We start from the raw sequence: 11896 nt of genomic DNA on the forward strand, positions 1-11896 counted from the left end.
GCGCCGTTGGGTTAGTTTAAACTTGGGTCTGCCGGGTAGTTGGAATACATTTTGTATTTCCCGCCCATCTCTTTCAAGATGTCGCGCCACAAGCTATCTATATTCAAAGTAAGCAATTTATTTGCAGCATTGTTATTTACAAACCAAACATTTTTCTGTACCTCTTCTTCCAACTGGCCGGGGCTCCACCCGGAGTACCCAACAAAGAACCTGATCTCGTCTTCTTTGACCAGCCCCTGGTTGAGCCAGCGGGTCAGTTCCTCAAAGTCACCGCCCCAGTACAGGTCACTGGCAATGGGTTGGGCATCTGTTAAATGGGGCAGGCGGTGAATGTAATGCAGGGTGTTGGGCTGCATGGGGCCTCCCACGGCCAGCGCCATGTCAAACACGTCTCCGTTCACCTCTACCACGTCAGACAGCTGCAGGTTGGAGACACGGTTCAACACCAGCCCCACGGTGCCTTCTTTATCATGCTGGCAGATCACGATCACACTCCTCTCAAAGTTGGGGTCCCCCAGGAAAGGCTCTGAAATCAGGATACTGCCGTTCTTTATCGCTTTAGCCATATTGCAAGGGTCTAGTTTTCTGTGGTCAATGTCTTCTATACGTACTAAAAAGGGGCACATATGGTTTGTGCAATCCCTTTCTCTGCACTTAATTAACGTATAAATACCCAATTGCAGTATCCTGAATTCTTCCTGCACGCCTCTGTCACAACTTTGTGTTTAAATATATTCCCTACTTTTGGAGATACAAACCATTGTTCTACTTCTATGTCATCACCACTGTCGCTTGCTGATATAAGAATCAATTATTCGCTGAAAGTGCTTACCCCGGAGGCGGTGGCCCACAGCCCGCTGGAACAGTTCAACACCTGGATGCAGGAGGCGCTTTCGGCCAAGGCCGATGAAGCCACCGCCATGACACTGAGTACGGCAGATGCCCAGGGAAAACCCTCTGCCCGGGTGGTGTTGCTGAAAGAAGTCACTGCGCAGGGTTTTGTGTTCTACACGAATTATGAAAGCCGAAAGGGAAACCAGCTGGCCCAGAACCCTTACGCCGCCCTTACTTTTTTCTGGCCGGTGCTGGAGCGCCAGGTGCGCATTGAGGGAACGGTGCAGCGGGTAGACGGTGAGACCTCAGACACCTACTTCCAGAGCCGCCCGCGCGGCAGCCAGATTGGGGCCTGGTCATCGCCGCAGAGCCAGCCCATTGCGGACAGAAACGTTCTGGAGGAACTGGAGAAAGAAAATACCCGCAAGTTTGCTGACCAGGACCCGCTGCCGCGCCCACCGCATTGGGGCGGTTACGTAGTGGTGCCGGAGCGGGTGGAGTTCTGGCAGGGCCGGCCCAACCGTCTGCATGACCGGCTGGTGTATGAGCCCAATGCGGAGGGTAGTTGGAGTCTGCAGCGCCTGGCCCCTTGAGGTGCGTTTTTGGCCTCTTTTTCTAAAAACAGCTTAAAAACAGCCCATGGCAGAAATATTACCTGTGAAAGGGTTCAGGTACAACCCCCGGTTACCGTTCAGCATTGATGCCCTTACGTCTCCCCTCTTTGACGTGGTGTCTCTGAAACAGCGGCAGGCATTGTACCGGAACTCCTACAACAGCATCCATTTGTCTGTGCCCCCCGGCCCAGACCCCTCAGAAAGCGCCCGCCGCACTGCTGAACACTGGAAACGCGCGGGTATCCTGCTGCAGGACCCGCTGCCGGGCATCTACGTGTACTACCAGTACTTTAGACTGCCCGGCTCAGACCGCGAGTACTGCCGTAAAGGCTTTCTATGCCACATCAAAGCCTATGCGTGGGAAGAGCAGGTTATCCTTCGGCATGAGAACACCATTCCGGCGGCGGTCAATGACCGTATTGAGCTGCTGGAGCAGACACAGATGCACACCAGCGCCACCCACGGCCTCTATACAGATGACAATCATATTCTGGAGCGGTTCATGGATGAAAGCATCACTTCGCCCATTTATGAGTCAGAAGATTACCAGGGCGTGCGGGATGTGCTCTCGGTGATTCATGACGCGCAGGTGATTCAGCGGTTTGTAGACCATGTGAAAGACCAGAAAATCATTCTCGCAGATGGGCACCACCGCTATGAGGGTTCCCTCGCTTACCGGCAGAAAATGCTGGCGCAGCACCCCGCTGCCACCGGTGACGAGCCCTTCAATTACCACCTCATGTATCTGACCAATGCGGCCGCAGATGATTTGCGTATTCTGCCCACGCACAGACTGCTGGAGAAACTCCCGCTGGCACCAGACGTTTTTCTTGCAAAGCTGCAGGAGTTCTTCACCGTTACCCCCATTGACGAAGCCTATGACCTGAATGAGGTGATCACCGGCAAAAAATGGGCCTTTGGCATCTACCTGCGCGGCGAGGCGTATAAAGTCAGGCTAAAGCCGGAAGTGCATGATCAGCTGGCCTGGCCGCTCCCATCCGAAGTGAAGGCGCTGGACCTGACGGTGATGCACTACTTCCTTTTGGAGCGTGTACTGGGCATCTCTGCCGAAGAGCAACGCCAGTACCCCGGCCTGTCTTACGTGCGCAGCTTCGCCGAATGTCTGTCTAAAGTAGATGCTGGCCAAGCCACTGTGGCTTTGATTACCAACGAGGTGAAGATGGAGGAAGTGCAGCGCGTCTGCCTTTCTGGTGCAGTCATGCCTCAAAAGTCAACGTTCTTTTACCCTAAGGTGATCTGTGGTTACCTGTTTAGCTCCATACAAGAAGATGAATTTTACTAAAACCTACATCCTCGCCTCCAATTCACCCCGCCGCAAAGAGCTGCTCACCAATTTGGGGCTGCCGTTCCAGACGCGGGTAAAGGAAGTGGATGAGAATTTTCCGCCGGATCTGATGCGGGCCGAGGTGGCCGAATATCTAGCCGCCCATAAAGCCAGCGCCTACCGTCAAGACCTGCAGCCAGAGGAGGTCCTCATCACCGCCGACACCATTGTGTGTCTGGATGAGAAAGTGCTGAACAAGCCCCTGAGCCACGCTGAAGCCACCCGCATGCTCACGCAGCTCTCCGGCCGCAGCCATGAGGTGTACACCGGCGTCTGCCTGATGAGCCTGGAGAAGAGCGTGGTTTTCTCTGACGTGACCACCGTCCATTTCAGAGACCTCACCCGTGACGAGATTGATTTTTACATCAACCAATATACCCCTTTTGACAAAGCAGGGAGCTACGGCGCCCAGGACTGGTTGGGCATGGTAGGCATTGAACGCATAGAAGGCTCCTACTTTAACGTAATGGGGCTGCCTGTGCACCGGTTGTATGAGGAGCTGCAAACCTTTTAAGCCGCAGTTTGCTTGCAGAGCCTTTTCCCAAACTGTGGAGAAAAGCTGTCTTTGGGGTAATCTGGCCAGGCCGCTGTTTTAGGGCTACTTTTCTAAAAACAGGCCGAAAACAGAAATTTCAGAGAACCGGTTTTGGTTTGAAAAAGGGATGTAAAACTAACATTCCTTTTCAGATACTCTTTAAGGTTTGCCAGCGCAGCCGGGCTCAATAAGGTTCTGGCAGGTGCCTGGGCGGAGCAGCAACGCTGGTGGGTGAAGTAACCAGGAAGGCAGCGCCTGATACGACTCTATGCCGCCTGCAAGACAGATTATTTTCTTGTTTTGAGTTTCCTGTTTTGGGGCTGTTTTTGCCAAAACAGCCCCAAAACAGGAAAAGCCGCCTTCATGAAAGGGCGGCTTTTTCTGTGGCAGGCAGGCGGGAGTAGCCTACTTGAACTGGTCCTTTAGAATATCTATTTCCACCCCGGGGCCAACTCCTTCATACAAAATGCGGTACACGGCAGAGACAATGGGCATCTCCACGTTCAGGCGTCTGTTGAGCTCATGAATGCTTTGCACCGCGTAATAGCCTTCTGCCACCATGTTCATTTCAAATTGGGCAGATTTAACGGTGTAGCCCCGGCCAATCATGTTCCCGAAGGTGCGGTTCCGGCTAAACTGTGAATAAGCGGTCACCAGCAGATCTCCCAGATACGCACTGCCGGTGAGTTTACGGGGCAGCGGCATAATGGCGTGCAGGAAGCGTTCAATCTCTTCCATGGCATTGGAGACCATAACCGCCTGAAAGTTATCCCCGTAGTTCAGGCCGTGGGCAATGCCGCAGGCCAGCGCAATAATATTCTTCAGGACGGCACAGTACTCCACCCCGTCAATGTCATCTAACGGGTTGGCCTTCACGTAGCGGTTTCTTAGCAGCTGGCAGAACGCCTCTGCCCGGTCAATGTCATGTGAGCCAATGGTAAGGTAAGACTGCTTCTCCAGCGCCACTTCCTCTGCGTGGCACGGGCCGGCAATGACACACTGGTGTTCGGCGGGTACGCCGAAATGGTTTTCCAGAAAATCTGTGATGAGCACGTTCTGGCCGGGAATCATGCCTTTTACCGCTGATACCAAGGTCTTGCCTTTAAAGGCCTCTGCCGGCAGCGGCGAAAGCGCCTGTTGGATAAAAGCGGCCGGAACCGCAACAATCACCCAGTCAGCCTCCTGTATGGTGGCCTGGATGTTGTTAGAAGGCAAGACATAGTTCAGGTCAAACTTGACCCCGCTGATGTACCGCGGGTTATGGCCAAACTGCTGCAGGTGCTGCACATCTTCTGTGTTCCGAAGCCACCAACGCACCTCTGCTTTGTTTTCAGACAGGATCTTCACCAAAGCGGTGGCCCAACTGCCACCGCCCAGTACTGCTATTTTCGTTTTTTCTTGCAAACCTTATTCTTCTTCAGACGAGTCTTCTTTTGTATCAGCCCCAAGTGACTTTTCATCTTTCACGGTGACCTTAGCCCCGTCTTTCAGTTGTTTTGACACGGCTCTGAAAGGCCCGGAAACTACTTCCTGACCGGCTTTTACACCTGAGAGGATTTCAATGTTGTCAAAGTCACTGATGCCAGTTTTTACTTTCACCATGGTGACTTTGCCTTTCTCATGCACAAAGACTACTTCATCTGGCCTGTCTTCGGCCCTTACCGGTTTGTCTTCGGCGCCGGCATTGTTCTCTTTCTCTGGTCCACCCGCTTTTTCGCCGGCTTTTTCTTTGGCTCTGGTAGTAACCGCCGCCAAAGGTACTGAAAGTACGTTTGTTTTCTGATCAGTGATGATGTCAACAGAGGCGGTCATGCCCGGGCGGAACGGGGAGCGGCCATTTTTCTGGAGCAAATCCTGATAAGATTCATTGATCAGCCTGATTCTGACTTCAAACTCGGTTACAGCCTCCAGGGTGGCGGCGTCTTTGGCGGTGTTGGCAATAGAGGTTACTACGCCTTTGAATTTGCGGTTGGAGTTGGTGTAGGAGTCTACCTCTACAATGGCAGAGTCATTTAGGTGCACCCGTACAATGTCATTCTCATTCACGTTCACCCGCACCTCCATGTTGCTTAGGTTGGCAATGCGCATGATCTCGGTACCCGCCATCTGGGAGGTACCCACCACACGCTCCCCTTTCTCTACGTTCAGTTTTGAGACGGTGCCGCTTACCGGGGCGTAGATGGTGGTTTTCTCCAGGTTTCTTCTGGATTCCTCCAGTGAGGCGCTGGCGCTGCGCACGGTTGATTCGGCAGCCCTGATGGCTTGTCTGGCCGCATCTACCTCTGCTTTGTTCGCCTCATACTGTGCTTTGGCGGCATCAAACTCAGAACGGGAAATCACCTTCTGCTCAAACAGTTTCTGGTTGCGCTCAAAAGACTGCCTGATGTTTCTGCTGTTGGCCAAAGCCTGGTCTAACCGGGCCCGTGCCTGGGCCAGGTTGGCCCGCTGGGTGTTTACAGAGGCAGACTGCATTTCTACCATTGCCTGGTAGTTGTCAGGCCTGATGCGGAGCAGCAGCTGCCCTACTTTCACTGAATCGCCTTCCTTTACATAGAGTTCAGTGATTTCACCAGACACGTCTGGGCTGATTTTTACCTCAATCTCCGGCTGAATTTTACCGGAGGCGCTTACTTTCTCTACAATGGTGGTGGGTTTGGCTTTGGCTACAGCCACTTCAATGCCTTCTTCTTTCCCAATCCAGCCGTTCTTTTTCGCCACTAATAAGAATACCAACAGCAGCACTACCAGGCCACCCAGAATGTAGATTAGTTTATTTGATTTACGCTTCGCCATAATAGGGTTAAAGTGTGATGGTTTTGCCTTGGTAAAAATCTAAAATCTTTAATTTAAACGTGTAGTCGTATTTTGCCTGGATTATGTCTGACTGAGCTTTGACAAGGTTGTTTCTGGCAACGTTAAAATCTACATTGTTGATGAGCCCATTATTAAGGCGAATCTCTGCATTTTTATAAGCTTGTTCAAAAGCTTCCAGTTGTTTTCTTGCAGCTACAAAACGCTTTTGCGCCCCTACAGCATCAGTGTAGGCTTGGGCAATGGTCTGTTTCAATTCGTTCTTGGCAATGTCTGAGGAGATTTCGGCATTTCTTAACCCAATCTTAGACAGCTGCACGTTGTTTCTCACCCTAAACCCGTTGAAAATTGGAACATTCAGATTGATCCCAATAAACTGGCCTACGTTGTCTTGTAACTGGTCAAAGTATGGGTACTTAACTTCATTCTGCTGTGGGCTGTACAGAATCAATTCCTGGCTCATGGCCGGGTCAATAAAACCAATAGGCCGACCAACGGTGGTATTCCCGAAGGAAATCAGAGAATTTCCACTAGAGTAACGGGTGCTTACACTTCCTACCAAACTCAAACTGGGGTAATAGGCTCCTCTGGCAATCTCAATATTTCTAGTCGCACTTTGAATCCTGAGCCTGGTCCTTAGTATTTCTGGCATCCTGTCTGAGGCGGTAGCATACACATCCTCAGCGTTGAACCCTATAACTGATTGATCTGGATTAGGGATCTCTGGCACCACAATAGAAAAATTGGCAGGGTTGGCGTTCGTTAGATTTAATAATTGGATAAGACGCAGTTCTGCCAGTTCAATGTTGTTTTGCGCATTAATGATATTTAATTCATCACTAGCAATTTGCGCGTTAAGGTCTAACACATTGCTTTCAGGAACGCTTCCAGCCCTGAACAGCTTTTCAGTTCGTTCTAACTGGCTTTGGGTAAGGGTTAAACGCTCTTGGTTGGTTTTAAGGATTTCCTGATTGAGCAAGACATTCATGTAAGCGGTTACCACATTGAGGGTAACATCATTCTTCACTTTCTGCTGGTCTAACTGACTCGCCTGGTATTCTAATCTGTTCCTTTTAATAGTGTTATGCGTCTGTAAACCACTAAATAGATTGACAGAACTATTCACACCAACATTGCCAGACCATATCTGAGTGTTTTGAATCTGATTTCTAACAGGATCCAGGAAGAAACCATTATTAAACCCATGAGAGGCGCTGCCATTGACGGTGGGAAGTTGATTAGCTCTTGACTGGTTTACGTCAATGGCCGCTTGCTCCACTGAAAGCCCAGACTGAATGATTTGCAGGTTATTTTTAACCGCATGGTCTACACACTGTTGCAGAGACCAAACTGTTTCTGAGCCAGTAGTGGTTTGGGCGCTCATGAAAGTGCTTGCACCCAGTACCAATCCCAAAGTGGCTAGTACAGAAGAAGAGAAACGTCGCATTTATAAGTCAATATTAGGGATATAGATCACGTTTTTGACCCAGCTCAACTGCCTGATGTATTCCAGTGAGATGGGGCGCAACCCTGAGTCCATTTCAATGAACTGGCGGGCTAAGTCATGGCGGCCTTTCCTGGACACGTTCATGGTGGCAATATTGCAGTCATCATGCGCTATCACATTGGCAATGAAGGCAATGCTGCCTGTCACATCATCTGCGTCAATGATGAGCGTGTGCAGGTTGGCCGAAAAATTGGAGGGGAAGCCGTCTACTTCCACTATACTAATGACACCGCCGCCCCTGCTTTGCCCCACTACCTCAGCCATGCGCCCATCTGCCGCTGCTAAATTCAGCTTAATGGTATTAGGGTGCATGGTAGAGGCATTCCCTACTGACTTAAAGCTATACTTCAGGCCTCGCTCCTTTGCATGTTCAAACGCCTCCTTAATGCGGGTGTCGTCGGTTTTAAAATCCAGCAGGCCCGCTATGATGGCCCGGTCACTCCCGTGCCCTTCATAGGTGCGGGCAAAAGAGTTGTAAAAGGTCACCGTGGCCTCTACTGGCAACGCTCCCAAAATTCTGATGGCGGCGCGGGCTATCCTCACCACCCCTGCCGTGTGCGAACTGGAGGGGCCTATCATCACAGGGCCTATCATATCAAATATACTGCTCTTCTCAGCCATGGTCTCTCATATACTTCCGGCGTCAAAGTTAAAGATATTGTGGAGCTATAAAAGCCTCTGGTGTTCCTGGGCAGTGCCTTTTCTGCTGCAAGATGCGGTTCCCCAATAAAAGGTTGCCTCTGAGCAGGAACAAAGCGGCAATGTCACCAAATACAAGAACTTTTACTTTCTTTGTCGCAGGTTCAAAAGGTTTCTTACAAAGTATTCAGAAAATAATATATGCCAGAGCACAAGTTTTCCCCCCAGGTTTTGGATTTGTTAGATCGTCTGCAGCAGAAGTACAACCCACTGGGGCAAGATTTGGCCGGTTATCTGGAGGGCCTACTCTATTCTGACTTCCTGAATTATTGGGACTATATTCACCTGGATACCCTTTTGAGCCTGCAAACGCCCCGCACCAGGATCCCTGATGAAGAGATTTTCATCATGTACCACCAGATCACCGAGCTGTATTTCAAGCTTTGCCTGCATGAGTACCAGCAGTTAGGCAATGACCCGGCCCCCACGGTGAACAAGGTAATTCAGCGAGTGGGACGCATTAACCGCTATTTTGAAAACCTGATTGCCTCCTTTGATGTGATGGTAGACGGCATGGACCAGCGGGAGTTCCTCAAATTCAGGATGGCGCTCATGCCGGCCAGCGGCTTCCAGTCTGTGCAGTACCGCATGATTGAAATCTGCTCTACTGATCTGCGCAACCTCACAGACAAGGCCAAGCGCCAGGCACTGGGCCAGCAGAGCACCCAGGAGGAGCTTTTTGGCTGCATTTACTGGAAAGAAGGCGCCACAGAGGCGGCCACCGGCGCCAAAACCCTCACGCTGTTACAGTTTGAGGAAAAATATTCTGACCAGCTGATCCAGCATGCCCGGGAGTACCAGCACAAGAACCTGTGGTTTATAGTAAAGCAACTGCCCCAGGAAGATCATCAGAATGAGAAACTGATTGCCCACTTAAAGGAGCTGGACAGTAATGTCAACGTGAACTGGCCGCTCATGCACTACAAGTCGGCGGTGCGGTACCTGCACCGGAACCCAGATGATATTGCGGCCACCGGCGGAACCAACTGGCAGAAATACCTTCCACCCCGCTTTCAGAAACGCATCTTCTACCCGGAGATCTGGACCCAGCAGGAAATAGACAACTGGGGCAAAGGCTGGGTGAATGATATTGTGGGCGAAGTAGATTAAGTACCAGGCCTAAGACTTTTCCATTCCCATCTCTTGCGGTTTTCTGTTTTTGGCCTGAAATCTGAAAAACAGGCCTAAAACGAATTTTCTTTCCCTGCTCTTGGTTACGGGGGAGTGCGTATCTTTGCAGCAGCAATTGCCGTCAACCCTAAAAGACAGCACCCTTTAAGGTTAACTACCTTACCCCGTACCATGAAAAAAGAACTTGATCTGGTCTTAGCGCCCCAGGTGGCCTTTGACCCTGCCCTACTGGAGCAGGAGCTCCTGCAGCAAGCTGCCCTGCCGGCCACCCATGCCTCTGCCTACATCCATAAAATTAAACGCTCCATTGACGCCCGCGGCCGCAAGGTACAGGTAAAGGTACGGGCTGATGTGTATGACCAGACCCCAGATCTTTCCTCTATCCTCCCCACGTACGTGTACCCTGAGGTAAAACCCAACGCCAAACGGGTGGTCATTGTGGGGGCCGGGTCAGCAGGCCTGTTTGCCGCTTTGCGGTGCCTGGAACTGGGCCTCAAACCTGTAATACTGGAACGTGGCAAAGATGTGCGCACCAGAAGGCGGGACTTGGCGGCCATCAACAAAGAGCACCTTGTCAATCCAGATTCTAATTACTGCTTTGGTGAAGGCGGGGCGGGCACCTATTCAGACGGAAAGCTCTATACCCGCTCCAAGAAACGGGGCGATGTTCAGCGGGTGCTCCAAATCCTGGTGCAGCACGGGGCCACGCCCGATATTCTTTTTGATGCCCATCCCCATATTGGCACCAACAAGCTGCCGGTCTTGATTGCGCAGATACGGGAAACCATCTTACAGGCGGGCGGTGAGATTCATTTTAACACGCGGGTTACTGATTTCCTGGTGGAGAACCAGCAGATGAAAGCCGCAGTGACCGCCAGCGGGGCTGTCTTTGACGGTGAGGCGGTGATTCTGGCTACCGGGCATTCGGCGCGGGATATTTATGAGCTGCTGCACAAGAAGGGTATTCTCATAGAAGCCAAGCCCTTTGCCATGGGCGTGCGGGTAGAGCATCAGCAGAGCCTGATTGACGGCATTCAATACCACTGTGACGGTGACCGCGGGAACTACCTGCCAGCAGCCTCTTATGCGTTGGTGCAACAGGTGGCGTGGCGGGGCCAGGAACGCGGGGTGTTTTCATTCTGCATGTGCCCCGGCGGCTTTATAGTGCCTTCGGCCACAGCCCCCGGCGAGGTGGTGGTGAACGGCATGTCCCCCAGTCGGCGCGATTCAAAGTTTGCGAACTCAGGGATAGTGGTGGCCATTAACCTGGAAGACATGGACCTGAAGCAGCATGGCGCACTGGCCGGTTTACGGCTGCAGCAGGCGCTGGAACAGAAAGCCTGCGCCGCAGCCGGAGGCACCCAGATGGCCCCGGCGCAACGCCTCCATGATTTTGTGAAAGGCAAGGTGTCGGCTTCGCTGCTGGAGACGTCTTACCAGCCCGGGCTGGCCAGTGTAGACATGCTGGAGGTGCTGCCGCCCATGATTGGCCAGCGCCTGAGAGGCGGTTTTCAGGAGTTTGGGAATAAGATGCGGGGCTACCTCACCAATGAGGCTCAGATTGTGGGGGTGGAAAGCCGCACCTCCTCCCCGGTCCGGATTCCCAGAGACAAGGAGACGTTGAGGCACCCGCAGATTCAGAACCTTTTTCCGTGCGCCGAGGGGGCCGGTTACGCCGGCGGTATTGTCTCAGCCGCCATGGACGGGGAGCGCTGCGCAGAACAGGTAGCGCTGCTGGTGCAGCGGTAGTCCTTTTCTCCATAAAATTACGTATACCGGTAACCAGATAGGGAGATATATTCCCTTTCGGATGACTATAAATGCAAACCTATGAAGAAGACCGTAGTTTTGGGTGCCTCAGACAACCCCAGCCGTTATAGCTATAAAGCCGTGCACCAGTTAAAGCGGAGCGGCCATGAAGTGGTGCCGGTGGGCATTAAGAAAGGAGAAGTAGCCGGCCTGGCCATTGAAACAGAGAAGCCTGAGGTGACGGGTGTAGATACGGTGACCCTGTATGTGGGGCCGCAAAACCAGCCCAGCTGGTATGACTATATCCTCTCCCTGCAGCCTAAGCGCATCATCTTTAACCCGGGCACTGAAAATTATGAGCTGGAAAAAAAAGCCCGTGAGCAGAATATTGAGACGCTGCACGCCTGTACGTTGATCATGCTTTCCGTAGGCAACTACTGAGCGTTGCCCCACAAGGCATGTATGAAGTTGTCTTTTGGGTAGCAGAGAGCCATAACCAATACCGGAACCCCCGCTTTTACCTGCTGGGCCCCGCTGCTCTGCCGGGCAAACTATTCCAATTGAAATCCGATCTTTAAACAACCGCTCCTGTTTTGCCTGTTTTCTGAAAAACAGGCCGAAAACAGGAGGCGGTTGTTACTATAAAAAGGGGAGTTAATTCTTCTTGCTGG

At 51.8% G+C, this 11896-nt stretch carries 11 protein-coding genes; 6 read left to right on the forward strand and 5 right to left on the reverse strand.

The genetic code is table 11. From position 1 onward, the window contains the following. Positions 1–11 precede the first annotated feature (11 nt). Complete coding sequence (locus A8O25_RS12875; RefSeq protein WP_066835525.1) at positions 12–566, reverse strand: YqgE/AlgH family protein; 555 nt, start codon at positions 564–566, stop codon at positions 12–14. Between the two features lie 207 nt (positions 567–773). On the opposite strand from A8O25_RS12875, the gene pdxH reads away from it, so the two are divergent. Genes pdxH through A8O25_RS12890 form a run of 3 tightly spaced genes read left to right on the forward strand, consistent with a single transcriptional unit; the run spans position 774 to position 3307 of the window. Further along, entirely contained in the window at positions 774–1427 is a 654-nt protein-coding gene (gene pdxH / locus A8O25_RS12880) for a pyridoxamine 5'-phosphate oxidase (protein WP_066835493.1), read from the forward strand. Between the two features lie 46 nt (positions 1428–1473). Continuing rightward, complete coding sequence (locus A8O25_RS12885; RefSeq protein WP_066835499.1) at positions 1474–2751, forward strand: DUF1015 domain-containing protein; 1278 nt, start codon at positions 1474–1476, stop codon at positions 2749–2751. Further along, positions 2738–3307: a Maf family nucleotide pyrophosphatase gene (locus tag A8O25_RS12890; RefSeq protein WP_066835501.1), complete on the forward strand. Its 570-nt coding sequence runs from the start codon at positions 2738–2740 to the stop codon at positions 3305–3307. Before A8O25_RS12885 ends, A8O25_RS12890 begins: the two co-directional genes overlap by 14 nt. A 426-nt stretch (positions 3308–3733) precedes the next feature. On the opposite strand, the gene A8O25_RS12895 is transcribed toward A8O25_RS12890, so the two are convergent. The 4 genes from A8O25_RS12895 to sdaAB all read right to left on the reverse strand — a co-directional run bounded on the left by A8O25_RS12895 (position 3734) and on the right by sdaAB (position 8267). After that, on the reverse strand, positions 3734–4732 hold the full coding sequence (locus tag A8O25_RS12895; protein WP_066835503.1) for an NAD(P)H-dependent glycerol-3-phosphate dehydrogenase: 999 nt from the start codon (positions 4730–4732) through the stop codon (positions 3734–3736). Between the two features lie 3 nt (positions 4733–4735). Further along, the gene (locus tag A8O25_RS12900) at positions 4736–6121 is read right to left on the reverse strand and encodes an efflux RND transporter periplasmic adaptor subunit (RefSeq protein ID WP_066835509.1); all 1386 of its coding nucleotides are present in this window, start codon (positions 6119–6121) and stop codon (positions 4736–4738) included. A 7-nt stretch (positions 6122–6128) separates the two neighbouring features. After that, positions 6129–7523 (reverse strand): TolC family protein, encoded by a 1395-nt coding sequence (locus A8O25_RS12905; RefSeq protein WP_161947746.1) that lies wholly within the window; start codon positions 7521–7523, stop codon positions 6129–6131. 63 nt (positions 7524–7586) lie between these two features. Further along, positions 7587–8267, reverse strand: coding sequence for an L-serine ammonia-lyase, iron-sulfur-dependent subunit beta (sdaAB, locus tag A8O25_RS12910; RefSeq protein WP_066835511.1), 681 nt, complete (start codon positions 8265–8267; stop codon positions 7587–7589). A gap of 249 nt (positions 8268–8516) precedes the next feature. On the opposite strand from sdaAB, the gene A8O25_RS12915 reads away from it, so the two are divergent. The 3 genes from A8O25_RS12915 to A8O25_RS12925 all read left to right on the forward strand — a co-directional run bounded on the left by A8O25_RS12915 (position 8517) and on the right by A8O25_RS12925 (position 11666). Then, positions 8517–9455 carry a tryptophan 2,3-dioxygenase family protein gene (locus A8O25_RS12915; RefSeq protein ID WP_338152748.1) on the forward strand — a complete coding sequence of 313 codons (939 nt, stop codon included), beginning with the start codon at positions 8517–8519 and terminating at the stop codon, positions 9453–9455. 192 nt (positions 9456–9647) lie between these two features. Then, positions 9648–11225: an NAD(P)/FAD-dependent oxidoreductase gene (locus tag A8O25_RS12920; RefSeq protein ID WP_066835513.1), complete on the forward strand. Its 1578-nt coding sequence runs from the start codon at positions 9648–9650 to the stop codon at positions 11223–11225. An 81-nt stretch (positions 11226–11306) separates the two neighbouring features. Beyond that, complete coding sequence (locus A8O25_RS12925; protein WP_066835514.1) at positions 11307–11666, forward strand: CoA-binding protein; 360 nt, start codon at positions 11307–11309, stop codon at positions 11664–11666. Positions 11667–11896 lie beyond the last annotated feature (230 nt).

It is taken from the genome of Rufibacter ruber (genome assembly GCF_001647275.1).
Taxonomy (GTDB): domain Bacteria; phylum Bacteroidota; class Bacteroidia; order Cytophagales; family Hymenobacteraceae; genus Nibribacter; species Nibribacter ruber_C.

Coding starts and splice junctions, on each gene's coding strand:
- A8O25_RS12900 (WP_066835509.1), bottom strand. CDS start 6,121: ATGGCGAAGCGTAAATCAAATAAACTAATCTACATTCTGGGTGGCCTG.
- A8O25_RS12875 (WP_066835525.1), bottom strand. CDS start 566: ATGGCTAAAGCGATAAAGAACGGCAGTATCCTGATTTCAGAGCCTTTC.
- pdxH (WP_066835493.1), top strand. CDS start 774: ATGTCATCACCACTGTCGCTTGCTGATATAAGAATCAATTATTCGCTG.
- A8O25_RS12920 (WP_066835513.1), top strand. CDS start 9,648: ATGAAAAAAGAACTTGATCTGGTCTTAGCGCCCCAGGTGGCCTTTGAC.
- A8O25_RS12925 (WP_066835514.1), top strand. CDS start 11,307: ATGAAGAAGACCGTAGTTTTGGGTGCCTCAGACAACCCCAGCCGTTAT.
- A8O25_RS12885 (WP_066835499.1), top strand. CDS start 1,474: ATGGCAGAAATATTACCTGTGAAAGGGTTCAGGTACAACCCCCGGTTA.
- A8O25_RS12905 (WP_161947746.1), bottom strand. CDS start 7,523: ATGAGCGCCCAAACCACTACTGGCTCAGAAACAGTTTGGTCTCTGCAA.
- A8O25_RS12890 (WP_066835501.1), top strand. CDS start 2,738: ATGAATTTTACTAAAACCTACATCCTCGCCTCCAATTCACCCCGCCGC.
- sdaAB (WP_066835511.1), bottom strand. CDS start 8,267: ATGGCTGAGAAGAGCAGTATATTTGATATGATAGGCCCTGTGATGATA.